Below are 22,070 nucleotides of genomic sequence, written 5' to 3'. Positions count from 1 at the left end.
GGCAGAGGCTCCTACTCGTCCGCCGCCCCGGCGAACTGCGCGTTGTAGAGCGAGTAGTACGCTCCGCCCCGCGCCAGCAGCTCGGCGTGCGTACCCTGCTCGACGATGCGTCCCGCCTCCATCACCAGGATGAGGTCGGCGTCGCGGATCGTGGAGAGCCTGTGTGCGATGACGAACGACGTCCGGTCCGCCCGCAGCGCGCTCATCGCCTTCTGCACGAGCAGCTCGGTGCGGGTGTCCACGGACGAGGTCGCCTCGTCGAGGATGAGCACGCTCGGCCGCGCGAGGAAGGCCCGCGCGATCGTGAGCAGCTGCTTCTCCCCCGCCGAGATGTTCGACCCCTCGTCGTCGAGGATGGTGTCGTAGCCGTCGGGCAGCGAGTGGACGAAGCGGTCGACGTAGGTCGCGCGCGCCGCATCCAGCACCTCCTCCTCTGTCGCGTCCGGGCGGCCGTAGAGGATGTTGTCGCGGATGGTGCCCTTGAACAGCCAGGTGTCCTGCAGCACCATCCCCATGCGGCTCCGCAGGTCGTGCCGGCTCATCGAGGCGATGTCGACGCCGTCCAGGGTGATGCGCCCGCCGTCGAGCTCGTAGAAGCGCATCATCAGGTTCACGAGCGTGGTCTTGCCGGCGCCTGTCGGCCCGACGATCGCCACGGTCTGCCCGGGCTGGGCCACCAGCGACAGGTCCTCGATGAGCGGGGTGTCCTCGACGTACCGGAACGAGACGTCCTCGAACGTCAGGAGGCCCTTGGTGCCGGCTGGACTCTCCGGCTCGCGCGGGTCGGGCGACTGCTCGTCGGCGTCCAGCAGCTCGAACACGCGCTCGGCGCTCGCGACACCCGACTGCAACAGGTTCGCCATCGACCCGAGCTGGGTGAGCGGCTGCGTGAACTGACGGGAGTACTGGATGAACGCCGTCACGTCTCCGAGCTGCATCGCGCCGTTCGCCACCTGCAATCCACCCACCACCGCGATGGCGACGTACATCAGGTTCCCGACGAACATCATCGCCGGCATGATGATGCCCGAGATGAACTGGGCGCCGAAGCTCGCCCGGTACATCTCCTGGTTCTTCTCGCGGAACCGGGCTTCGACCTCGCGGTGGCGGCCGAACACCTTGACCAGGGAGTGGCCGGTGAACGCCTCCTCGATCTGGCCGTTCAGCTCGCCGGTGTGCCGCCACTGGGCGACGAACAGCTTCTGCGAGCGCTTCGCGATGACCGTCGTGATGACCAGGGTCAGCGGGATGGTGATGAGCGCGATCAGCGCGAGGAGCGGCGAGATGACGAACATCAGAACGACCACTCCGACGACCGTCAGAAGGGACGTGAGCAACTGGCTCATCGTCTGCTGCAGCGACTGCGAGATGTTGTCGATGTCGTTGGTGACCCGGCTGAGCAGCTCGCCCCGCTGCATCCCGTCGAAGTACTTCAGCGGGAGACGGTGCAGCTTGTCCTCCACATCCGAGCGCAGACGGTAGACCGTGCGCTGCGTGACGCCGTTGAGCACGTACGCCTGCAGGTAGCTGAACACCGACGAGAGGATGTACAGCGCCAGCACGCACAGCAGGGTCTGGCCGACCGCGGTGAAGTCGATGCCGGCGCCGGGCGTGAAGGTCGTGCCGGAGAGCAGGTCGGCGTACTGGTTCTGGCCCTGCGCCCGCAGGCCCGCGATGACCTGCGCCTGCGTCTCGCCCTTCGGGAACTGCAGGGAGAGGGCGCCGGCGAAGACGAGGTTGATCGCGTTGCCGAGCAGCTTGGGGCCGAGCACCGCGAACGTCACGGACACCACCGCGAGCAGCGTCACCGCGGCGAGCGGCAGCCACTCCGGGCGGAGACGGCCGAGCAGGCGCTTCGCGCTCGGGCCGAAGTTCATCGACTTCTGGACGGGCATGCCGAAACCGGCGAACGGTCCTCCCCCTCCGGGCCCGCGCCGGATCGGAGGGCCGGCCGGCCGCTCGGGGGTCGTCGTCTTGTCGCTCATCCCGCTTCTCCCTATGCCGCATCCTGAGCCGCGAGCTGCGACGAGACGATCTCGGCGTAGGTCTCGTTGCTCTCGAGGAGTTCGTCGTGCGTCCCGCGACCGACCACGCGGCCGTCGTCGAGGACGATGATCTGGTCGGCATCCACGATGGTGGACACCCGCTGGGCGACCACGATCATGGTCGCGTCGGTCACATCCCGCGCGAGCGCCGCACGGAGCCGTGCGTCGGTCGCGGTGTCGAGCGCCGAGAAGGAGTCGTCGAAGACGAAGATCTCCGGCTTCCTGACCAGTGCGCGAGCGATCGCGAGCCTCTGCCGCTGACCACCCGAGACGTTGGTGCCGCCCTGCGCGATCGGCGCGTCGAGACCCTCCGGCATCGCCTCGACGAAGTCGCGCGCCTGCGCCACCTCGAGCGCGTGCCAGAGCTCGTCGTCGGTGGCATCCGGATTGCCGTACCGCAGGTTCGACGCCACCGTGCCCGAGAACAGGTACGGGCGCTGCGGCACGATCCCGATGCGGGACCACAGCACCTCCGGGTCGAGGTCGGCCACATCCACACCGTCGACCAGAACGATCCCGCTCGTCGCATCGAACAGGCGCGGGATGAGGTTCACCAGCGTCGTCTTGCCTGCGCCGGTGCTGCCGATGATGGCGGTCGTCCGCCCCGCCTCGGCGAGGAAGGTGATGTCGGTGAGCACGGGATGCTCGGCTCCCGGATACGAGAAGCCGACGTCGACGAACTCCACCGTTCCGTGCGCCTCCACCTCGGTGACCGGGGTGTCGGACGCGCGAACGGACGGCTCCGTGCCGAGCACCTCGCCGATGCGGTCGGCGCACACCGACGCGCGCGGCACGAGAACGGCCATCATCGTCGACATCATCACGCCCATGAGGATCTGCATGAGGTACTGCAGGAACGCGGTGAGCGTGCCCACCTGGAGCGTGCCGTCCTGCACGCGGAAGGAGCCGAACCAGATCACGGCGACGCTCGACACGTTGAGCACGAGCATCACGATCGGGAACATCAGCGCGAACAACCGGCCCGCCTTCAGCGCCGTCTCCGTCACCTGGTCGTTGGCCACCCGGAACCGGTCGGTCTCGACGCGTTCGCGCACGAACGCGCGCACCACGCGGAGGCCGGTCAGCTGCTCGCGGAGCACGCGGTTGACGCGGTCGATCCTGTCCTGCATCCGCCGGAACAGCGGCACCATGCGCGCGATGATGATGCTCACCGCGACCAGCAGTGCGGGGACGCTCACGGCGATGAGCCACGACAGGTCGATGTCCTGCTGCATCGCCAGCACGATCCCGCCGACCGCGAGGATGGGCGCCGAGACGAGCAGCGTGCACGTCATCATCACCAGCATCTGCACCTGCTGGACGTCGTTGGTGTTGCGGGTGATCAGCGAGGGCGCGCCGAAGGACGACACCTCGCGCTCGGAGAACTCCCCGACCCGGTGGAAGATCGCCTCGCGCAGGTCGCGTCCGACCAGCATCGCGACCTTGGCGCCGAAGTAGACGGCGGTGATGGCGCAGGCGACCTGCACCAGCGTCACGCCGAGCATCTCGGCGCCGACGGCCATGATGTAGCCGGTGTCGCCCTTGGCGATGCCGTTGTCGGTGATGTCGGCGTTCAGGGTCGGCAGCCACAGCGAGAGCAGCGATTGCGCCAGCTGGAAGACGATCACCCCGATCAGGAGCGGCCAGTGCGGCCGCAGGAACCGGCCGAGCAGTCTCAGGAGCATGATGCCTCCGTGTCGGATGACGGGAAGAGAACGTGGGGCGAGGTCCCGGCGACGCCGACCAGCGTCATCCGGGCGAGGTCGTCGATGCTGAACTCGATGCCCTCGTTGAGCGCGGGGAACGCGGAGGAGAAGCTGATCAGCCGCAGCAGGTGGGCGACGCGCTCCGGCGGCCAGTTGAGCTCACCGGCCTCCGGCTCCAGGATTTGAGCGATGATGCGGGCGAACTCCCCCCGCTCCTGCGGCACGGGCGGACGCTGTGCGCCGATGACCGGCATGATCCGCATGACGCTCTGGAAGCGCTCACGCAGCAGGTACAGGATCGCGCGCATCTTGTTCTCCAGCGGGAGCGCGGGGTCGATGCTGCGGAGCGCCTCGCGCAGCGGCTCGGGATCGAGGTACTTCTCGATCGCCGCCTGCACGAGTGTCTCCTTGTCACCGAAGGCGCGGAAGATGGTGCCTTCGGCGATGCCGGCGGCCTCGGCGATCTGGCGTGACGTCATCCCGCGCCCGTGCTCGAGCAGCAGCGGGATGACCGCGTCGATGATCATCGCTTTACGGTCGTCCACCGCCATCGGCTGCGCGCGCGAGCGTGGCTGGGATTCGGTCGCTGCGTCGTTCGTCACGCGGCGACTCTACCCGGAGTGAGTGCTCACTCACAAGGTCTTTCGTGGGCGATTTCAGCCCGCTGGAGCGAAGATCTCCCCGATCTCGGCGACCTCCTCCGCCGTCGGCTTCCACGCGGTGGCCGCCTCGGCGTTGGCGACGATCTGCTCCGGCTTCGTCGCCCCCGCGATGACGCTCGACAATCCCGGCTGAGCGAGCAGCCAGGCGAAGGTCGCCGCGAGCATCGTGACCCCGCGCTCGTCGCAGAACGCCTGGTAACGCTCGATCCTGTCCCAGGGCGCCTCGTCCAGCAGGTGACGGCGGAGGTGCATGATCCGGCTGTCGGCGGGGCCGCCCCGGCGCGTGAACTTGCCCGTGAACAGGCCGTTGTAGAGCGGGAAGAACGGCAGGAAGCCGAGGCCGTAGCGGTTCACGGCCGGGAGCACCTCCCGCTCGACATCACGCGCGAGAAGACTGTACTCGTTCTGCGCCGAGATGAACTTCGGATGCCCGCTGAGGCGAGCGGTGAACTCCGCCTCGGCGATCTGCCACCCCGACAGGTTGGAGTGCCCGATGTAGCGGATCTTGCCCTCGGTGATCAGGTCGTCCAGCGTCGCGAGGGTCTCCTCGATGGGCGTCACCGGGTCGGGACGGTGCAGCTGGTAGAGGTCGATCCAATCGGTGCGGAGCCGGCGGAGCGAGCTCTCGACCGCGAGGCGGATGTAGCGGCGGGAGGCGCGCGCATCCCAGTCGGGCCCGTTGAGACCGGCCATGTCCATCCCGAACTTCGTGGCGAGGACGATGCGGTCGCGCTTGCCTTCGAGCGACTTGCCCATCAGCGTCTCGGACAGCCCGCGTTCGGAGCCGTAGATGTCGGCGGTGTCGAACAGCGTGACGCCCGCGTCGATCGCGGCGCCGATCACCGCGTCGGTGCCCTCCTGCGTCTCGGTGAGCGTGTCCTTCCGGCCGAAGTTGTTGCAGCCGAGACCGATCGTGGAGACGACGAGGCCGGAGGGGCCGAGAGTGCGGTATTCGATGTTCGCCATGCCTCGAGTCTAGGCAGGGCGGAGGACGGCTGCGGATGCGATGGCGACGGGGTGAAACCGTCCACAGGCCGATACCTGAGCGAGTTATCCCCCGATGTCCGATTCCCGCGAGTGCGCGTCGGTGGCGCGCCCTAGAGTCATCCCATGAGCAGTTCCTTCGCCTATCTCCTCCGCACCACGAGCCCCATCGGGCGGCTCGAACTGACCAGTGACGGCACAGCCGTCACGTCCCTCTCCATCGAACGGTCGGGGCATCTCCCGCTCGAAGACCATCCCGAACGCAGCACGCCGGTGCTCGATGACGCGGCCGCGCAGCTGGAGGAGTACTTCTCCGGGTCGCGGCGCGCGTTCGACGTGCCCGTCCGGCTGCAGGGCACCCCGTTCCGCCAGGCGGTGTGGGAGAGGCTGTCGTCGCTCGAGTTCGGCACGTTCGTGTCATACGGCGAACTCGGCGCCTCGCTCGGCCATGCGGGTTATGGCCGCGCGATCGGCGGGGCGGTCGGCGCGAACCCGGTGCCGATCATCGTGGGCTGCCATCGCGTGCTCTCCTCCAGCGGTCGTGTGACCGGGTACAGCGGCGGCGACGGCATCCCCACCAAGATCTGGCTCCTCGAGCACGAGGGGATCCTGCTGGCCGCATGAGCGACACGACGACGACCCCCGCCCGCTCCGCTCTCGTGGTCGGCGAGGACGGCATCGCCCGATGCTCCTGGTCGGCGAGCGACCCGGAGTACCGCCGCTACCACGACGAGGAGTGGGGCACCCCGCAGCACGACCCGCGAGCGCTCTACGAGAAGCTCTGCTTGGAAGGATTCCAGGCCGGCCTCTCGTGGATCACCATCCTGCGGCGACGGCCGGCCTTCCGCGAGGACTTCCTCGGCTTCGTCCCCGAGAAGGTCGCCGCCATGACGGAGGCCGACGTGCAGCGCCTGCTGCAGGACGAACGGATCATCCGTCACCGCGGCAAGATCGAGGCAACGATCTCGAACGCGCGCGCCGTGCTGCAGCTCGACGTGCCGCTCGAAGAACTCATGTGGAGCTTCGCCCCCGAGCCGCGTGCCGATCACCGGCCACGGGAATGGGGCGAGATCCCCGCCGTGACGGCCGAGTCGACCGCGCTCAGCAAGGAACTCCGGCGCCGAGGCTTCCGATTCGTGGGCCCGACCACGATGTACGCGCTCATGCAGGCGACCGGGATGGTCGACGACCATTTCGAAGGCTGCTTCCGCGCGGCGTGAGCGATGCAGGCGCGGTCGAGGAACTCGAGAGAGGACCGAGAGAGTCGGGCCGACGGCGGATATGGACTCCGACACCGGATTCTCGCTGGTGAGGGCGTACCGCTCGTGCCCGACCGCAGGCGGAATCTTGGTGCCTCACACTCCGGCGAAGGAAACGACGCATGGGGATGACGCGTCGGCCACCACACGTCGGCCCGACTTGTTGAGACGGTGACACACAACCAGTGCGCGCACGCCTCGGATCAGTTGATCCTCTCTCTTGGTTGTGAGCTTATCTCACTTTTCACTCCTGCACCACTGAAAGTTGGCCGGGAGTGTCGTCAGACCCGCAGCGCCGCCATGAGCTTGCCGGGAGCACCGCGCACCTCCGGGACGACGAGCTCCAGGTCGCGGGAGCCATCCCCCGCGGGCCGCAGCTCGTAGCCCTCGGCGTCCGCCCAGTCCAGAAGCGACGCGGTCGCCTCGAACCCCGCTCCCGCCTCGATCAGAGCGCGCGTCAGCAGCCCCTTCGCCTGCTTGTTGAAGTGGTTCAGCGCGCGGACATGACCCGACTCGTCGCGAGCGAGCACGCGCACGTAGTGGGCGCCGTCGCGCTCGGGAAGCGGCGCCAGGGCCGCATAGCCCTCGGAGCGGAGATCGAGCAGGAGGTCGTTCCGCTCCGCCAGAGCCGCGGCCCCTGCCTGCGACCACCGCTTCTTCAGCGACGCCGCGCCGCGATGCAGCGACAGGCGCGAGTCGAACGACAGCCGATAGGCCGGCACCGGATCGTCCGCCCCGACCAGACCGAGCAACGCGGACTGCACAGCGACCGTCTCTGCGGCGACCTCCCAGTCCGCAGAGGAGAGCGATTCCGCATCGAGCGCGTCGTACAGGACGCCCGTATAGCGCTCCAAAGCCCGCATGGTGGGAGCCGACGGGATGCCACGGTTCCGCTCCACCTCGCCGGCCTGCTTGGGCCCCAGCTTGAGCGCGCGGATCGCCGCATCGTGGTCCGCAGCGAGCTCGACCACCGCATCCACCACCTCGCGGCGGACAGGGTTCAGTGAGGGGAAGCGCAACCGCTCCACGGCGAGCGGAGACCCCGCTCCCCCGTCCCTCTTCGTCTCGGAGGGCGGGAGCAGGATCAGCACGCTAGCCCTCCACGAAGTTCAGTGCCGTATTGACGTTCTCGCCCAGCGGCGCCGCGGTGTCCAGAGTCACCCGCGGCAGCGTGCCGCACGCGCCGCGCCACTCGTCGTACTCGTCGGTGCTCTGCTCGACGGCGTACGCCGCGACCAGGCCGCTGCGCTTTCCGAGCCGCTCCTCGTGGAGCTCGGGGTCGGAGCACACCGTCTCGATCACGCGGAGCTTCACGTCGCACCGCTCCGCCAGATCGCGCCACTGCAGACGCGCCGGCTCCACGGCGTTCACGGCGTCGACGACGACCGAATGGCCCGAGAGCAGCACCTGCTCCGCCATGGTCTCTGCCACCAGATAGGCCGCGAGCCCGGTCGGCTGGTCGGAATCGATCCCCGCACGGATGATCGACGCCTCGATCGGATCCACCGAGATCACCGTCGCGCCCATGCGCCCGGCCAGGATCTCCGCGATGGTGGACTTCCCGGAACCAGGAAGCCCCGCCATCGCCACCAGCATCGGGACGCGGACGTCTCCGAACTGGCGCTCCAGCGGGGCTCCCTGCTGCCCGGACATGTCAGACCAGCTCGGCCTGACGGGCCACGATGGTGACCGTGTTGTTCTCGACGGAGAGGAAGCCGTCATCGGCGTTGGCCGTGATCGACTCGCCCCCGTTCAGGGTCACGCGCACCTCGCCCTGCGCGAGGATGGCCAGCAGCGGCTCGTGGCCGGGCAGGATACCGATCTGCCCTTCCACGGTGCGCGCGACGACCATGCTCGCCTCGCCCGACCACACTTCGTGGTCGGCGGCGACGACGCTGACGTTGAGGACAGCCATTGTTAGCCGTTCTCCTTCTGAATCTGCGCCCACTTCTCCTCGACGTCGGAGATCGGTCCGACGTTGAAGAAGGCCTGCTCGGCCACGTGGTCGAACTCGCCCTTGGCGATCGCGTCGAACGACTCGATGGTGTCCTTCAGCGGGACGGTCGAGCCCTCCACGCCGGTGAACTTCTTCGCCATGTAGGTGTTCTGCGAGAGGAACTGCTGGATCCGGCGCGCACGCGACACCGTGATCTTGTCCTCCTCCGACAGCTCGTCGACACCGAGGATCGCGATGATCTCCTGCAGCTCCTTGTTCTTCTGCAGGATCTGCTTGACCGTCGTGGCCACGCGGTAGTGGTCCTCACCCAGGTAGCGGGGGTCGAGGATGCGCGAGGTCGAGGTCAGCGGGTCGACCGCCGGGTACAGACCCTTCGACGCGATCTCACGCGAGAGCTCGGTCGTGGCGTCGAGGTGGGCGAACGTGGTCGCCGGCGCCGGGTCGGTGTAGTCGTCGGCCGGCACGTAGATCGCCTGCAGCGAGGTGATCGAGTGACCGCGGGTCGAGGTGATGCGCTCCTGGAGCTGACCCATCTCGTCGGCGAGGTTCGGCTGGTAACCCACGGCCGACGGCATACGGCCGAGCAGCGTGGACACCTCGGAACCGGCCTGCGTGAACCGGAAGATGTTGTCGATGAAGAGCAGCACGTCCTGGTTCTGCACGTCGCGGAAGTACTCCGCCATCGTCAGAGCGGACAGGGCGACGCGCAGACGCGTCCCCGGCGGCTCGTCCATCTGGCCGAAGACGAGCGCGGTCTTGTCGAAGACGCCCGCCTCCTCCATCTCGTGGATGAGGTCGTTGCCCTCACGGGTGCGCTCGCCGACACCGGCGAACACCGACACACCACCGTGATCCTGCGCCACACGCTGGATCATCTCCTGGATGAGGACGGTCTTGCCGACGCCGGCGCCGCCGAACAGGCCGATCTTTCCACCCTGGACGTACGGGGTGAGCAGGTCGATGACCTTGATGCCGGTCTCGAACAGCTGGGTCTTGGACTCGAGCTGGTCGAACGCCGGCGGGTTGCGGTGGATGGGCCAGCGCTCGGTGATCTCGACCTTCTCGCCCGGCTCGAGGTTCAGGATGTCACCGGTGACGTTGAACACCTTGCCCTTGGTCACGTCGCCGACGGGCACGCTGATCGGAGCACCGGTGTCGCGCACCTCGCCGCCGCGGACCAGGCCGTCGGTCGGCTTCAGCGCGATCGCGCGCACCAGGTCGTCGCCGAGGTGCTGAGCGACCTCGAGCGTGATCTCGGTCGACTCCTCGCCGATCGTGATCGTGGTCTTCAGGGCGTTGTAGATGCCCGGGATCGCATCGTGCGGGAACTCGATGTCGACGACCGGACCGGTCACGCGGGCAATTCGTCCCACACCGGCCGGCTGCGCGGTCGAAGCCTGGGCTTCGGCGGTAGCGGTAGTCATGATTGTTATCTCTCTCGTTGGACGATCAGTGGGACGAGCTCAGCGCATCCGCGCCGCCGACGATCTCGGAGATCTGCTGAGTGATCTCCGCCTGACGGGCGTTGTTGGCCAGACGCGTGTAGTCGGTGATGAGCTTGTCGGCGTTGTCGCTCGCAGCCTTCATGGCCTTCTGCGTCGCGGCGTGCTTGGAGGCGGCCGACTGCAGCATCGCGTTGAAGATGCGGCTCTCGATGTAGACGGGGAGCAGCGAGTCGAGCACCGTCCCCACATCCGGCTCGAACTCGTAGAGCGGCAGGACCTGCGTGCGGTCCGGCTCCTCCACGCCCTCGACGACCTCCAGCGGCAGCAGGCGGACGACCTGCGGCTCCTGGGTCAGCATGCTGATGAAGCGGTTGTAGATGATGTGGATCTCGTCCACACCGCCGTCGGACGCATCGCGCAGGAAGGACTCCAGGATCGCGTCGGCGATTTCCTTGGCCTGCTCGAACTCCGGGGCATCCGTGTTGCCGGTCCACACCCGCTCGAACGCACGGCGGCGGAAGCTGAAGTAGCCCTGCGCCTTGCGGCCGACGAGGAAGTACACGACCTCCTTGCCCTGGCTGCGCAGCAGCTCCGCGAGCTTCTCGGACTCCTTGAGCACGTTCGAGTTGAACGCACCAGCGAGACCGCGGTCGGAGGAGAAGATGACGATCGCGGCGCGCTCGATCTTCTCCGGCTCTGTGGTCAGGACGTGGTCGACGTTCGAGTACGTCGCCACCGCCGACACCGCGCGCGTGATCGCGCGGGCGTACGGCGAGCTGGCGGCGACCCGCGCCTGCGCCTTCTGGATGCGGGAGGCGGAGATCAGCTCCATCGCACGGGTGATCTTCTTGGTCGTCTGGGCAGATCTGATCTTCTGCCGGTAGACCCGAAGCTGTGCTCCCATGTCTCTCCTTGTTACCTAGTCTCTCAGGGCCTCAGCGCTCAGCGCCGGGCCTTGACGATGCGCTCCTGGTCGACCTCGTCCTCGTCGATGGCCTGGAACTCCTCGCGTCCGACCGAGGCGAGCGGCTTGCCCTCACCGGTCTGGAACTCGAGCTTGAACGTGTCCACCTCGGAGTCGAGCTTCGCGACCGTGTCGTCGTCGAGGACGTTGGTGTCGCGCAGCGTGTCGAGGATGTCGGTGTTCCGGCGCAGGTGGTCGAGCAGCTCGGCCTCGAAGCGCAGGACGTCCTCGACGGCGACCTCGTCCAGCTTGCCGTTGGTGCCGGCCCAGATCGAGACGACCTGCTCCTCCACCGGGAACGGCGAGTACTGCGGCTGCTTCAGCAGCTCGGTGAGGCGGGCGCCGCGCGCCAGCTGACGGCGGCTCGCCGCGTCGAGGTCGGACGCGAACATCGCGAACGCCTCGAGCGAGCGGTACTGCGCCAGCTCGAGCTTGAGCGTGCCGGAGACCTTCTTGATGGACTTGACCTGCGCGTCGCCACCGACTCGCGAGACCGAGATGCCGACGTCGACCGCAGGGCGCTGGTTGGCGTTGAAGAGGTCGGACTGCAGGAAGATCTGGCCGTCGGTGATCGAGATCACGTTGGTCGGGATGTACGCCGAGACGTCGTTCGCCTTGGTCTCGATGATCGGCAGACCGGTCATCGAGCCGGCGCCCAGCTCGTCGGAGAGCTTGGCGCAGCGCTCCAGCAGGCGGGAGTGCAGGTAGAAGACGTCACCCGGGTAGGCCTCGCGTCCCGGCGGACGACGGAGCAGCAGCGACACGGCGCGGTACGCCTCGGCCTGCTTGGACAGGTCGTCGAAGACGATCAGGACGTGCTTGCCGCCGTACATCCAGTGCTGGCCGATGGCCGAGCCGGTGTAGGGGGCGAGGTACTTGAAGCCGGCCGGGTCGGAGGCGGGGGCCGCGACGATGGTGGTGTACTCCATCGCGCCGGCGTCCTCGAGCGCGCCCTTCACCGAGGCGATGGTCGAGCCCTTCTGGCCGATCGCGACGTAGATGCAGCGGACCTGCTTGTTGACGTCGCCCGACTCCCAGTTGGCCTTCTGGTTGATGATCGTGTCGATCGCGATGGCCGTCTTGCCGGTCTGGCGGTCGCCGATGATCAGCTGGCGCTGTCCGCGGCCGACCGGGATCATCGCGTCGATGGCCTTGATGCCGGTCTGCAGCGGCTCGTGAACCGACTTGCGCTGCATGACGCCGGGCGCCTGGAGCTCGAGCTCGCGGCGGCCCTCGCTGGCGATCTCGCCGAGACCGTCGATCGGGTTGCCGAGCGGGTCGACGACGCGGCCGAGGTAGCCGTCGCCGACGGGGACGGAGAGGACCTCGCCGGTGCGGGTCACCTCCATGCCCTCGACGATGTGGTCGAACTCGCCGAGCACGACGACACCGACCTCGTTCTCGTCGAGGTTCTGAGCGAGGCCCAGCGTGCCGTCCGCGAAGCGGATGAGCTCGTTGGCCATCACGCTCGGGAGGCCCTCGACGTGCGCGATGCCGTCGGAGGCGTCGAGGACGTGGCCGATCTCGGTCGCCTGTGCGGACGCCGGCTCGTACGTGTTGACGAAGTCCTTGAGCGCGTCGCGGATGTCGTCGGGGCTGATCTGTGTGTCTGCCATAGTGATTCCTATCTTGAGGCGGTCAGCCCGCCAGCTGAAGCCGGAGTTCGGCCAGACGCGACGCGATGCTTCCATCGATGACGTCGTCACCGATCTGCACGCGCAATCCGCCGATGATCGAGGGGTCGACGACCTGGTTGATCCTGAGGTCGCCGTAGGAGGCGCTGAGCACCGTGCGCAGGCGCTCGGCCTGGGCCACGGGAAGCGCGGACGCGGCGTAGACCGTCGCGATGGTCTGCCCGGACTGGGCGGCCACCATGCGCGCGGCCGCACGGAGCGACTCGCGGACGCTGCGGCCGCGGGGCTGGGCGACGAGCTGGCGCACGATGGCGACGGTCTCCTTCGACGCTTTTCCGCCGAGCAGGCGCTCGACCAGCGCGACCTTGGAGTCGGCCGAGGCGAGCTTGCTGCGCAGCGCGAGCTCGAGGCTCGCGTCGGAGGTCACGGCGCCTCCGAAGGTCAGCAGCTCGGCGACGATGTCGACGTTCCGGGGCGCGGAGCCGGCGATCGCACGGATCCCGAGCTCCTCGATCGCCCCGAGCAGGTCGTCGTGCGACGACCAGCGCTGAGCGGCGATCACGGTGAGCAGCTCGACGGCCGGAGCCGACAGCGAGGCGAAGACGCGCTTCACGAGCACCGTCTTGCCCTCCGCCGGGACCGTCGGGTCGCCGAGGACCGCCCGCAGCTGGGCCGAGTCGGCGACGACTCGCCCTGCGCTGAACAGGTCCTCAGCCGTCGCCAGATCGGCCTTGGACCCCAGGTCGGCGAGAGCCGAGACGGAGTTGGCCAATGCTTCTCTGGTGGCGCTTCCCATCAGTTGCCCGATCCTGCCTTCTGGTCGGCCTGAGCCTTCTCGTCGGCCTCGAGGTCCGCCAGGAAGCGGTCCACGATCGCCTGTGCGCGCTTGTCCTCATCGAGGGCCTCACGCACGACGGTCGACGCGAGGTCGATCGCCAGCGAGCCCACCTCGCCGCGCAGCTGGACGAGCGCCGTCTGGCGCTCCGCCTCGAGCTGCGCCTGCGCCTGGGCGGTCACACGCGCGGCCTCCGTCGCGGCGGCCTCGCGGGCCTCCGCGACGATCTTTTGGCCGTCGGCACGGGCGGTCTCGCGGATCTTGCCCGCCTCAGCACGCGCCTCGGCGAGCTGGGCGGTGTACTCCTCCAGCAGGGCCTCGGCCTTGCGCTGCGCCTCGTCGGCCTTCTCGATGTTGCCCTCGATCGCCTCTGCGCGCTCATCCAGCAGCTTCTTCATGCGCGGAAGCACGAGCTTCCAGAAGAAGAACAGGATGATCAGGAAGCAGAGAAGCGCGCCGATGACGTCCGGCAACTCCGGGATCAGCGGGTTGTGCGACCCCTCTGAGGCTGCGATCACCACACTCTTGAGCATGGTTCCTCCTTACTGAGGGAAAAGAGGATTACTGGAAGATGAAGTAGGTAGCGATACCGATGAACGCGAGCGCCTCGGTGAATGCGATACCGATGTACATCAGGACCTGGAGGCGGCCGGCCAGCTCGGGCTGGCGAGCGACGCCCTCGATGGTCTTGCCGACGACGATGCCCACGCCGATGGCCGGGCCGATGGCCGCGAGGCCGTAACCGACGGTGGCGATGTTGCCGTTGATTGCAGCGATGTCCACGTTGTGTGTTTCCTTCCGTGATGGCGATCCGTGCGGGTGCGCGGATCGTTCTTAGTGTTCCTCGGCGACTGCCAGCTGGATGTAGACAGCGGTGAGCAGTGCGAAGACGTAGGCCTGCAGGACTGCGACCAGGATCTCGAAGACGGTGAATGCGAAGCCGAAGGCGAAGGTGCCGACGCCGAACAGCGACCACCAGCCGCCCGCCGTGAAGAAGAAGAACTCCGTGGCGAGGAAGAACAGGACGAGCAGGAGGTGCCCGACGACCATGTTCATCAGGAGTCGCAGCGTCAGGGTGATCGGACGCAGGATGAAGGTCGAGACGAACTCGATGGGCGTCACGATGATGTAGAGGAACCACGGAACGCCGGGCGGGAAGAGCGCGTTCTTGAAGAAGTTCTTCGGGCTCTTCTTGACGCCCGCGTAGATGAAGGTGATGTACGCGACGACCGCGAGCAGCAGGGGGACGGCGATGACCGACGTGCCGGCGATGTTGAGGAGCGGGATGATGCCGGTGATGTTGAAGAACAGCACCATGAAGAAGATGGTGGTCAGCAGCGGCAGGAACCGGCGGCCGTCCTTCTTGCCGAGCAGGTCTTCCGCGATGTTGACGCGCACGAAGTCGAGACCCATCTCGACGACCGACTGGAAGCGGCCGGGGATGAGGCGCATGCGGCGGGTGCCGAGCCAGAAGATGAGGATCAGCGCGATGGTCGCGATGGCGCGGACCACGAAGATGCGGTTGAACTCGAGGTCACCGATCGTGAACAGGGTCGGGGGGAAGAACTCGTTGATCGAGGGACCCTGGAAGCTTCCATCATCGGAGCTTGCGGCCTGGACCAGCAGGTTCACAGCGTTAGCTAACAGCGCTATCTCCTGTTTCGGGGCGTCGAGCTGAAACAGCTCTCGCGACGACGAACGGTGGGACACCCTGCACTTCTCGCGACCTCAGAGTTTCTCGGGCGCGAACGGGGTGGGGGATCGCTCATAACTCTACAAGAGTTTTCAGCCCATAACGAATTGGATACAGGTCAGCGCTTCTCCCCCGGCAGCGTCACGTCGCTGACGTAGGGAACGCGGGAGCGGAAGACCACGATCATGTCCACCACGAGCGATCCGATCACCCCGGCGATGAGGCTGAGGAAGAGCACGACGGGGTTGATCCAGGGCTGGTCGCGCAGCAAGATCGCGAGCACCAGGAACAGCACGAACTTGACGATCCAGCCGCCCAGGACGATGCCGAAGAACAGGCCCACGAAGAGGTCTGTGCCGATGAAACGGTTGGCGATCAGGATGCTGAGCGCCGTGATCGACAGGAACACCGCCGCCATCGCGGTGCCGATCAGCGCGCTGGTGACGCCGACCCATCCGGCGAACAGACCGCCGAGCAGCATCCCCACGACGGCGATCACCGCGGCCAGGATCAGGCCGTACTTCAGCACGTCCCTCAGCACGGGCGTCGAGGTGGGCTGGGCGGGCGGCTGGGCCGGCCGCGGGGCGGTGGCTCCGTCCTGCTGGTCGGTCATCGGGTCTCCTCGGTCAGAGCGGTCGGGGATGTCGGGGATGCGGGCGTGGCCGGCGTGCTCTCGCTCGCCGCATCCAGCTGGTCGAAGCGCGCGGTCTCCGCTGCCTCGCGGCTGCCCGCCGGTGCGAGCTCGGCGACGGCCTCGTTCGCCTTCCTGCGGCTCAGCGGAGCGAGCGTGAACGCGGTGCAGACCACGAGCCCGATCGCGACGAAGACGATCGCCATCCAATACGGGTCGAAGAAGAACAGCAGGCAGCCGATCGACAGCACGGCGGTCCACGCATAGAAGATGAGCACCGCGTGGAGGTGGGTGTGACCCATGTCGAGCAGTCGGTGGTGCAGGTGCTTGCGGTCCGCGCTGAACGGCGACTTGCCCGCGCGCAGGCGGCGGATGACCGCGAGCCCGAAGTCGAGCAGCGGGATGATGAGCACCGCGAACGGCAGGATGATCGGGATGAACGCCGGGACGAGCGACGACCGGCCGAGCGTCTGCAGGTCCTGCGGGTTGATCGTCCCCGTCACCGAGATCGCCGAGGTCGCCATGAGCAGGCCGATCAGCAGCGCGCCCGCATCTCCCATGAACATCTTCGCGGGGTGCCAGTTGAGCGGCAGGAACCCGGCGCATGCGCCGACCAGGATCGCGGCGATCACGCCGGCGAGGCTGAAGTAGTTCTGCGGGCTGATCTCGCGCTGCAGGAGGTAGGTGTAGACGAGGAACGTGCCGTTCGCGATCAGCGCGACGCCCGCGACCAGCCCGTCCAGGCCGTCGATGAAGTTGATCGCGTTCATCACCAGCACGATGGCGAACAGCGTGATGATGATCGACATGACCGGCGAGCCGACGGTGAGGCCGCCGATCGGCAGCGAATAGATCTGCACGCCCAACCAGGCGACGAGGCCGGCGGCCACGAACTGCCCGGCCAGCTTCGTCATCCAGTCGAGATCCCAGATGTCGTCGGCGACGCCGATCACGACGATGAGCAGGGAGGCCCCCAGGATCGCGAGGATCGGCCCCTGGTCGGAGAAGATCAGCGTCAGCACGCCGAACTGGCTCGACAGCAGCCACGAGACGCCGAAAGCGACCAGGATGCCGAGGAACATCGCGACGCCGCCGAGGCGGGGCGTCGGCCGGGTGTGCACGTCGCGCGCCCGGATCTTCGGGTACAGGCGGTACCGCATCGCCAGCTTGTAGACGACGAACGACATCCCGAACGTGATGACGGCCGAGATCAGTGCGAGGGCGAGGAGGAGGGTCACGGGGCGGCGTCCGCAGCGGCCGCCGGCTCGTCCAGGGCGTCGCCGACGACCTCGCGCAGCTGATCGACCGAGATGACGCCGTGGCGCAGGATGCGCAGTCCGCCCACACCTGCGGCCAGAGCGGTCGCATCCACGATCGTCGACGAGGAGTCCTTGCCCTCGACGCGCTCGTAGTCGGAACCGGCCTCGCCCCCGTCGAGGTAGACGGAGATGGAGTCGCCCAGCATGGCCTCGGCCTCTGCGGCGGTGCGGGCGGCCGGGCGGCCGGTGAGGTTCGCGGACGACACGGCGAGCGGACCGGTCTCGGACAGCAGCTCGAGCGCGATCGTGTCCTTCGGCATGCGGAGGGCGACCGTGCCCTTCGTCTCGCCGAGATCCCAGACCAGCGACGGCGACGCGGGCAGGACGATCGTGAGGCCGCCGGGCCAGAAGGCCTTCACCAGCGCATCCACCTCGTCCGGCACCCGCTCGGCGAGGGCGGCGAGCGTCGGGATGCCGGGGACCAGCACCGGGGGCGGCGACTGGCGGCCGCGTCCCTTCGCGTCGAGCAGGCGCTGCACGGCGGCGGGACTGAAGGCGTCCGCAGCCACCCCGTACACGGTGTCGGTGGGGATGACGACGAGCTCGCCCCGCCCGATCGCGGCCCGTGCGAGGCGCATGCCGGTGAGCAGCTCGGAGTCGACGGAGCAGTCGTAGATGGAGGCCATGACGGCTCAATGATAGCCGGGGCGCGGAAGCCCAGACTGGGAGGACGATACTGGAGGGGATGGATGTCTACTTCTTCGACTGCGACAAGACGCTCTACGACTACGACTTCCACAAGCGGCTGCCCAAGCTCGCGGAGCTGGGAGGCGTGAGCCAGTACCGGCTCGCATCCAGCTGGTGGGCGGGTGGACACGAGCGTGCGGCCGAGATCGGCGAGTACGCCACGAGCGAGGAGTACCTGGAGGCGTTCGCCGAGGTGACCGGCGCCCGGCTGACGCTCGCGCAGTGGCAGGAGGCGCGGAAAGCGGCCATGACGCCCATCCCCGGCGCGATCGCGGCGCTGCACGAGGCCGCGACGCTGGGGACGGTGTCGCTGCTGTCGAACAACCCCATCCCGTTCAAGGACTCGCTGCCGGTGCTGACGCCCGAGATCGTCGACGTGCTGCAGGACAACGACCTGGTCTCGGCCGTGCTCGGCGCACGGAAGCCCGAGCGCCGGATCTACACCAGGGCGCTCGGGCGGTTCGGGGTGCGCCCGGAGGACGCCATCCTCTTCGACGACTCGATCGCGAATGTGGAGGGCGCCCGCGAGTGCGGGATGCACGCGTACCACTTCGCCAAGCGCGAGGACGGCACCTTCGACACCGACGGCATGCTCGACGCCCTCCACGCCTTCGCCGCCCGCTGACCCCTCCCTCTTCTCCTCTCCCCCACCGTCGAGTCCGCAAACTTTGCACGCGACACGCGGGGGGCGTGTGCAATTTGTGCGGACTCGACGGTGGGTGGGAGCGGGCTCAGCGGCGGCCGGCGGAGCGGCGGAAGAGCCAGGCGGCCCAGACGTAGGCGACCGCGACGATGAGAGCGCACCAACCCAGGGCCCACCACAGGTCGGTGCCCGGGTCGCGGCCGAAGAGCAGCGCGCGGATCGTCTCGATGATCGGGGTGATCGGCTGGTTCTCGGCCACCCACCGCAGCCAGTCCGGCATCGTGTCCGTCGGCACGAACGCGCTCGATAAGTACGGCAGGAACAGCACGGCGAAGCCGTACCCGCTCGCCGCGGTCGGGCTCTTCGCCGCGAGGCCGATGGCGGCGAACAGCCAGGTGATCGCCAGGATGAACAGGGCGACGATTCCGAGCGCGCCGATCCACTGCGCCACATCGGCGGTCGGGCGGAAGCCCAGCAGCAGGGCGACGCCGATGACGACGCCGGTCGCGACCATGTTCCGCAGAAGGCTGGCCACCACGTGTCCGGTCACGACGCCGCGGGATCGCAGCGGCATCGTCCGGAAGCGGTCGACGATGCCGTCGCTCATGTCGTTGGCCACATCCACCGCGGTGCTCGACGCCCCGAAACCGGCGCACAGCAGGATGATGCCGGGCACGACGTACTGGACGTAATCGCCCGAGCGGTCGATGGCCCCGCCGAACACGAACGTGAACAGCAGCATGAGGATCACCGGAAGCGCGATGGCCATGGTGAGCGCGTCCACATCGCGGAGCGAGTGGCGGACGCTGCGACCCACGAAGACGAGGGTGCTCGTGAGGGGCGAAACCCGCCGCGCCGAGCGGACGGGAACGGTGAGAGCGGTCATCGGACGACCTCCTTCTCGGTCGAGGTGTTCTGGGGGACGTTCTGGACGGACTGCCCGGTCAGGGCGAGGAAGGCGTCGTCGAGCGACGGCTTGCGGATGCCGATGGAGGCTCCGGGGACGCGGAGGGCGTCGAGCGTATCGATGGCGTCGCGGAGCGCCTCGACGCTTCCGTCGGTCGGCACCTCCCGCACGATCTCGCCGTGCGCGTCGCGGAGCTCGACGACCTCGCCGCCGACGCGCGCCTTCAGCTCGGTGGCGGTCCCCTCCGCGACGATCGTGCCGTGGTCGAGGACGGCGATTCGGTCGGCCAGCTGGTCGGCCTCCTCGAGGTACTGCGTGGTGAGCAGGATGGTGGTTCCCCGGCGTGCCAGGTCCTGGATGATGTCCCAGAGCGCCTGCCTGCTGCGGGTGTCGAGGCCGGTCGTCGGCTCGTCCAGGAAGATGACCGGCGGCGTCGCGACCAGGCTGAGCGCCAGGTCGAGGCGCCGTCGCATCCCGCCGGAATAGGTCTTGACGCGCTTGCGTGCCGCCGCGGTCAGGTCGAACGCGTCGATCAGCTCGCCGGCCCTTCGGCGCGACTCGGCGGCGGTGAAGCCGGAGAGGCGTGCCATCATCCGCAGGTTCTCCTCCCCCGTGAGCACGCCGTCCACAGCCGCGGACTGGCCCGTCACGCTGATCGCGCGCCGCACCTCCTCGGGCTCGGCGACCACGTCGTGGCCGGCGACCGTGACGCTTCCCGCGTCGGGCCGGACCAGGGTCGAGAGGATGGTGATCAGCGTCGTCTTGCCCGCACCGTTCGGCCCGAGCAGCGCGAAGACGCTCCCCGACCGCACGCGCAGGTCGATGCCGTCGAGGACCGTCTGCTCCCCGAAGGACTTGCGGAGGCCGACCACCTCGATCGCGGTTCCGTTCATCGGACTTTCCCTTCTGTGTGTTGCCTAAACTGTTTATGCTGTAAACAACTGTTTAAGTGATACACAGTCCTAGGATGGGTGTCAACACCTGATCCCGAAGATCCGGGAACACGGGATGAGAAGGGCGGGACCATGGCCGACGACGTCGAGGACGTCCTCCCCCGCGCCGTCGCGCTCAGCTGGGGCGTCGCCGAGCACCCGCAGCGCGGGCCGAAGCGCGAGCTGAGCATCGAGCGCATCGTCGACACGGCCATCGAGATCGCGGACACCGACGGCCTGGGCGCGGTGTCTATGAGCCGCATCGCCGGCGACCTCGGCTTCACGACGATGTCGCTCTACCGGTACGTCACCAGCAAGGACGATGTCCTCGCTCTGATGCAGGATGCGGTCTGCGCCATCCCCATCCCGCCGGACGACGAGCTGGCGCGGCGCGGCGACGCCGGCAGCCAGGAAGGCTCGCGCACGGACGGCTCGGATCACGACTGGCGTGCCGGGCTGCGGCGGTGGGCCATGGCGAACATCGAGGTGATCCAGGCGCACCCGTGGTTCCCCGACATCCCGATCAGCGGCATCCCGCTGATGCCCAACAACCTGGCCGTGTTGGACTGGGGGCTCCGTGAGATGCGCGGCCTGCCGCTCACGGACGCCGAGAAGATGTCGACAGCGCTTCTGCTGTCGTCGTACGCCCGCGCGGTCGCCATCGTCGAGCGGGATGTGAGCCGCTCGCGCTCCGCGGACGCGCCGCCCGCCCACGGCGAGGCCTTCACCGCAGCGCTCGCCGAGCTGGTGACGCCCGAGCGCTTCCCCGACCTGGCGCCGCTCGTGTCATCCGGTGCTTACGCGGACTCCGACGGCGCCGACGACCAGGACGACTTCGCGTTCGGACTGGAGCGCATCCTCGACGGCGTCGCGACCTACATGGCCGCACGGCGGAGCGGCGAGCCCGTCACCCCGTACGAGGATCGGCCGGAGCCGATCCCGCGTGACAAGGCGGTTCGCGAGGCGGCGAAGGCGCGCCGGGAGGCGGAGTCGCGTCTGCGCGAGGCCCGCAAGAACGAGCGCGAGGCGATCGCGCGCGCCCGCGAGCGCGCCGCCCGTGAGGCGGAGCGCGCCGCCCGCTGACCCCCGCCCCCTCCGCGCCGCACCCCTCCGCCCGCCGTCGAGTCCGCAAACTTTGTACGCTCGCGCCGCGCGTCGTGTGCAGAGTTCGCGGACTCGACGGTGGGCGAACGGGTCAGATGTACATGGCGGGGTCGATCCAGTCGTCGCCCGCGATCTGCTCGTGGCCCGAGCGGGGGCGGGGATGCGCCGGCACGCCGACGAGCAGCGAGTCGGCGGGCGCATCCCGCGTGACGACGGCGTTCGCCCCGATCACCGAGCGCGCCCCGATCGTGATCGCACCGAGCACCTTGGCCCCGGCGCCGACGATCACGCCGTCCTCCACCGTGGGATGCCGTTTGCCGTGCCCGCTCCCCCGGCCGCCCAGCGTGACGCCGTGATAGAGCATGACGTCGTCGCCGATCCACGTCGTCTCGCCGATCACCACGCCCATCCCATGGTCGATGAAGAAACGGCGACCGATGCGCGCCCCCGGGTGGATCTCGATCCCGGTCAGGAAGCGGGTGAACTGCGACAGCAGCCGCGCGGGCGTCCGCAGGCCCGCGCGCCACATCCGGTGCGCGATGCGGTACGACCACACGGCATGAAGCCCGGAGTACGCCGTGGCGACCTCGAACCCGGTGCGGGCCGCAGGGTCGTGCCTGCGCGCGTTGCGGATGTCCTCGCGCGCTCGGAAGATCGGCACCC

Annotated in this window: 24 protein-coding genes; 4 read left to right on the top strand and 20 right to left on the bottom strand. The window is 68.3% G+C overall.

Annotation, left to right across the window (positions count from 1 at the left end; translation table 11 throughout):
• Nucleotides 1–11: 11 nt before the first annotated feature.
• From ABIC47_RS19410 to ABIC47_RS19395, 4 genes are read right to left on the bottom strand one after another with little or no spacing between them, the layout of a single operon-like run.
• Entirely contained in the window at nucleotides 12–1,985 is a 1,974-nt protein-coding gene (locus tag ABIC47_RS19410) for an ABC transporter ATP-binding protein (RefSeq protein ID WP_354483213.1), read from the bottom strand.
• 11 nt (nucleotides 1,986–1,996) lie between these two features.
• Nucleotides 1,997–3,730 carry an ABC transporter ATP-binding protein gene (locus ABIC47_RS19405; protein WP_354483210.1) on the bottom strand — a complete coding sequence of 578 codons (1,734 nt, stop codon included), beginning with the start codon at nucleotides 3,728–3,730 and terminating at the stop codon, nucleotides 1,997–1,999.
• On the bottom strand, nucleotides 3,721–4,353 hold the full coding sequence (locus ABIC47_RS19400) for a TetR/AcrR family transcriptional regulator (protein ID WP_231371062.1): 633 nt from the start codon (nucleotides 4,351–4,353) through the stop codon (nucleotides 3,721–3,723). Before ABIC47_RS19400 ends, ABIC47_RS19405 begins: the two co-directional genes overlap by 10 nt.
• Before the next feature lie 54 nt (nucleotides 4,354–4,407).
• Nucleotides 4,408–5,379: an aldo/keto reductase gene (locus tag ABIC47_RS19395; protein WP_354483208.1), complete on the bottom strand. Its 972-nt coding sequence runs from the start codon at nucleotides 5,377–5,379 to the stop codon at nucleotides 4,408–4,410.
• 144 nt (nucleotides 5,380–5,523) lie between these two features.
• Between ABIC47_RS19395 and ABIC47_RS19390 the strand changes: the two genes are divergently transcribed.
• Nucleotides 5,524–6,021, top strand: a complete 498-nt coding sequence (locus ABIC47_RS19390) for a methylated-DNA--[protein]-cysteine S-methyltransferase (protein WP_018190358.1) — start codon at nucleotides 5,524–5,526, stop codon at nucleotides 6,019–6,021.
• The gene (locus tag ABIC47_RS19385; protein ID WP_020075220.1) at nucleotides 6,018–6,617 is read left to right on the top strand and encodes a DNA-3-methyladenine glycosylase I; all 600 of its coding nucleotides are present in this window, start codon (nucleotides 6,018–6,020) and stop codon (nucleotides 6,615–6,617) included. The genes ABIC47_RS19390 and ABIC47_RS19385 overlap by 4 nt, the downstream gene beginning before the upstream one ends.
• A 320-nt stretch (nucleotides 6,618–6,937) precedes the next feature.
• Here ABIC47_RS19385 and ABIC47_RS19380 read toward each other — a convergent pair whose 3' ends face one another.
• The 13 genes from ABIC47_RS19380 to ABIC47_RS19320 form a co-directional block, all read right to left on the bottom strand.
• A complete protein-coding gene (locus ABIC47_RS19380) occupies nucleotides 6,938–7,747 on the bottom strand; it encodes a YaaA family protein (protein WP_354483204.1) in 810 nt (269 codons plus the stop codon).
• A 1-nt stretch (nucleotide 7,748) separates the two neighbouring features.
• Nucleotides 7,749–8,309 carry a P-loop nucleotide/nucleoside kinase family protein gene (locus tag ABIC47_RS19375; protein WP_018190355.1) on the bottom strand — a complete coding sequence of 187 codons (561 nt, stop codon included), beginning with the start codon at nucleotides 8,307–8,309 and terminating at the stop codon, nucleotides 7,749–7,751.
• A 1-nt stretch (nucleotide 8,310) separates the two neighbouring features.
• Nucleotides 8,311–8,571 carry a F0F1 ATP synthase subunit epsilon gene (locus tag ABIC47_RS19370; RefSeq protein ID WP_018190354.1) on the bottom strand — a complete coding sequence of 87 codons (261 nt, stop codon included), beginning with the start codon at nucleotides 8,569–8,571 and terminating at the stop codon, nucleotides 8,311–8,313.
• Between the two features lie 2 nt (nucleotides 8,572–8,573).
• A complete protein-coding gene (atpD, locus tag ABIC47_RS19365; protein ID WP_026307115.1) occupies nucleotides 8,574–10,037 on the bottom strand; it encodes a F0F1 ATP synthase subunit beta in 1,464 nt (487 codons plus the stop codon).
• A 25-nt stretch (nucleotides 10,038–10,062) separates the two neighbouring features.
• Complete coding sequence (locus ABIC47_RS19360; protein ID WP_018190352.1) at nucleotides 10,063–10,962, bottom strand: F0F1 ATP synthase subunit gamma; 900 nt, start codon at nucleotides 10,960–10,962, stop codon at nucleotides 10,063–10,065.
• Between the two features lie 38 nt (nucleotides 10,963–11,000).
• Entirely contained in the window at nucleotides 11,001–12,638 is a 1,638-nt protein-coding gene (gene atpA, locus ABIC47_RS19355) for a F0F1 ATP synthase subunit alpha (RefSeq protein ID WP_354483200.1), read from the bottom strand.
• Between the two features lie 22 nt (nucleotides 12,639–12,660).
• Nucleotides 12,661–13,452, bottom strand: coding sequence for a F0F1 ATP synthase subunit delta (locus ABIC47_RS19350; RefSeq protein ID WP_354483198.1), 792 nt, complete (start codon nucleotides 13,450–13,452; stop codon nucleotides 12,661–12,663).
• Nucleotides 13,452–14,024, bottom strand: a complete 573-nt coding sequence (locus ABIC47_RS19345) for a F0F1 ATP synthase subunit B (RefSeq protein WP_354483196.1) — start codon at nucleotides 14,022–14,024, stop codon at nucleotides 13,452–13,454. Before ABIC47_RS19345 ends, ABIC47_RS19350 begins: the two co-directional genes overlap by 1 nt.
• 28 nt (nucleotides 14,025–14,052) lie before the next feature.
• Complete coding sequence (gene atpE / locus ABIC47_RS19340; protein ID WP_018190348.1) at nucleotides 14,053–14,274, bottom strand: ATP synthase F0 subunit C; 222 nt, start codon at nucleotides 14,272–14,274, stop codon at nucleotides 14,053–14,055.
• A gap of 51 nt (nucleotides 14,275–14,325) precedes the next feature.
• On the bottom strand, nucleotides 14,326–15,123 hold the full coding sequence (atpB, locus tag ABIC47_RS19335) for a F0F1 ATP synthase subunit A (RefSeq protein WP_354483193.1): 798 nt from the start codon (nucleotides 15,121–15,123) through the stop codon (nucleotides 14,326–14,328).
• Between the two features lie 179 nt (nucleotides 15,124–15,302).
• Complete coding sequence (locus tag ABIC47_RS19330; RefSeq protein ID WP_309857896.1) at nucleotides 15,303–15,797, bottom strand: Cg1360 family ATP-synthase-associated protein; 495 nt, start codon at nucleotides 15,795–15,797, stop codon at nucleotides 15,303–15,305.
• On the bottom strand, nucleotides 15,794–17,053 hold the full coding sequence (locus ABIC47_RS19325) for an MraY family glycosyltransferase (protein ID WP_018190345.1): 1,260 nt from the start codon (nucleotides 17,051–17,053) through the stop codon (nucleotides 15,794–15,796). The genes ABIC47_RS19330 and ABIC47_RS19325 overlap by 4 nt, the downstream gene beginning before the upstream one ends.
• Nucleotides 17,050–17,760: an L-threonylcarbamoyladenylate synthase gene (locus ABIC47_RS19320; RefSeq protein WP_018190344.1), complete on the bottom strand. Its 711-nt coding sequence runs from the start codon at nucleotides 17,758–17,760 to the stop codon at nucleotides 17,050–17,052. Before ABIC47_RS19320 ends, ABIC47_RS19325 begins: the two co-directional genes overlap by 4 nt.
• A gap of 59 nt (nucleotides 17,761–17,819) precedes the next feature.
• Here ABIC47_RS19320 and ABIC47_RS19315 point away from each other — a divergent pair, with 59 nt between their 5' ends.
• Entirely contained in the window at nucleotides 17,820–18,446 is a 627-nt protein-coding gene (locus tag ABIC47_RS19315) for an HAD family hydrolase (protein WP_018190343.1), read from the top strand.
• Between the two features lie 106 nt (nucleotides 18,447–18,552).
• Here the strand turns inward: ABIC47_RS19315 and ABIC47_RS19310 are convergent, their stop codons facing one another.
• The gene (locus tag ABIC47_RS19310) at nucleotides 18,553–19,350 is read right to left on the bottom strand and encodes an ABC transporter permease (protein WP_354483189.1); all 798 of its coding nucleotides are present in this window, start codon (nucleotides 19,348–19,350) and stop codon (nucleotides 18,553–18,555) included.
• Nucleotides 19,347–20,264: an ATP-binding cassette domain-containing protein gene (locus ABIC47_RS19305; protein WP_354483186.1), complete on the bottom strand. Its 918-nt coding sequence runs from the start codon at nucleotides 20,262–20,264 to the stop codon at nucleotides 19,347–19,349. The genes ABIC47_RS19310 and ABIC47_RS19305 overlap by 4 nt, the downstream gene beginning before the upstream one ends.
• A 132-nt stretch (nucleotides 20,265–20,396) precedes the next feature.
• Here ABIC47_RS19305 and ABIC47_RS19300 point away from each other — a divergent pair, with 132 nt between their 5' ends.
• On the top strand, nucleotides 20,397–21,386 hold the full coding sequence (locus ABIC47_RS19300) for a TetR/AcrR family transcriptional regulator (RefSeq protein WP_354483183.1): 990 nt from the start codon (nucleotides 20,397–20,399) through the stop codon (nucleotides 21,384–21,386).
• Nucleotides 21,387–21,498: 112 nt separating this feature from the next.
• Here the strand turns inward: ABIC47_RS19300 and epsC are convergent, their stop codons facing one another.
• The gene (gene epsC / locus ABIC47_RS19295; protein ID WP_018190339.1) at nucleotides 21,499–22,068 is read right to left on the bottom strand and encodes a serine O-acetyltransferase EpsC; all 570 of its coding nucleotides are present in this window, start codon (nucleotides 22,066–22,068) and stop codon (nucleotides 21,499–21,501) included.
• Nucleotides 22,069–22,070: the final 2 nt, after the last annotated feature.

The organism is Leifsonia sp. 563 (assembly GCF_040545055.1).
GTDB lineage: Bacteria > Actinomycetota > Actinomycetes > Actinomycetales > Microbacteriaceae > Leifsonia.
The sequence above is the reverse complement of the archived record's forward strand: the minus strand, read 5'-3'. Positions and strand labels throughout refer to the sequence as shown.

Coding starts and splice junctions, on each gene's coding strand:
- ABIC47_RS19300 (WP_354483183.1), top strand. CDS start 20,397: ATGGCCGACGACGTCGAGGACGTCCTCCCCCGCGCCGTCGCGCTCAGC.
- ABIC47_RS19395 (WP_354483208.1), bottom strand. CDS start 5,379: ATGGCGAACATCGAATACCGCACTCTCGGCCCCTCCGGCCTCGTCGTC.
- ABIC47_RS19405 (WP_354483210.1), bottom strand. CDS start 3,730: ATGCTCCTGAGACTGCTCGGCCGGTTCCTGCGGCCGCACTGGCCGCTC.
- ABIC47_RS19315 (WP_018190343.1), top strand. CDS start 17,820: ATGGATGTCTACTTCTTCGACTGCGACAAGACGCTCTACGACTACGAC.
- ABIC47_RS19360 (WP_018190352.1), bottom strand. CDS start 10,962: ATGGGAGCACAGCTTCGGGTCTACCGGCAGAAGATCAGATCTGCCCAG.
- atpA (WP_354483200.1), bottom strand. CDS start 12,638: ATGGCAGACACACAGATCAGCCCCGACGACATCCGCGACGCGCTCAAG.
- ABIC47_RS19370 (WP_018190354.1), bottom strand. CDS start 8,571: ATGGCTGTCCTCAACGTCAGCGTCGTCGCCGCCGACCACGAAGTGTGG.
- ABIC47_RS19320 (WP_018190344.1), bottom strand. CDS start 17,760: ATGGCCTCCATCTACGACTGCTCCGTCGACTCCGAGCTGCTCACCGGC.
- ABIC47_RS19390 (WP_018190358.1), top strand. CDS start 5,524: ATGAGCAGTTCCTTCGCCTATCTCCTCCGCACCACGAGCCCCATCGGG.
- atpD (WP_026307115.1), bottom strand. CDS start 10,037: ATGACTACCGCTACCGCCGAAGCCCAGGCTTCGACCGCGCAGCCGGCC.
- ABIC47_RS19350 (WP_354483198.1), bottom strand. CDS start 13,452: ATGGGAAGCGCCACCAGAGAAGCATTGGCCAACTCCGTCTCGGCTCTC.
- ABIC47_RS19385 (WP_020075220.1), top strand. CDS start 6,018: ATGAGCGACACGACGACGACCCCCGCCCGCTCCGCTCTCGTGGTCGGC.
- ABIC47_RS19330 (WP_309857896.1), bottom strand. CDS start 15,797: ATGACCGACCAGCAGGACGGAGCCACCGCCCCGCGGCCGGCCCAGCCG.
- ABIC47_RS19410 (WP_354483213.1), bottom strand. CDS start 1,985: ATGAGCGACAAGACGACGACCCCCGAGCGGCCGGCCGGCCCTCCGATC.
- ABIC47_RS19375 (WP_018190355.1), bottom strand. CDS start 8,309: ATGTCCGGGCAGCAGGGAGCCCCGCTGGAGCGCCAGTTCGGAGACGTC.
- ABIC47_RS19345 (WP_354483196.1), bottom strand. CDS start 14,024: ATGCTCAAGAGTGTGGTGATCGCAGCCTCAGAGGGGTCGCACAACCCG.
- ABIC47_RS19310 (WP_354483189.1), bottom strand. CDS start 19,350: ATGACCGCTCTCACCGTTCCCGTCCGCTCGGCGCGGCGGGTTTCGCCC.
- ABIC47_RS19305 (WP_354483186.1), bottom strand. CDS start 20,264: ATGAACGGAACCGCGATCGAGGTGGTCGGCCTCCGCAAGTCCTTCGGG.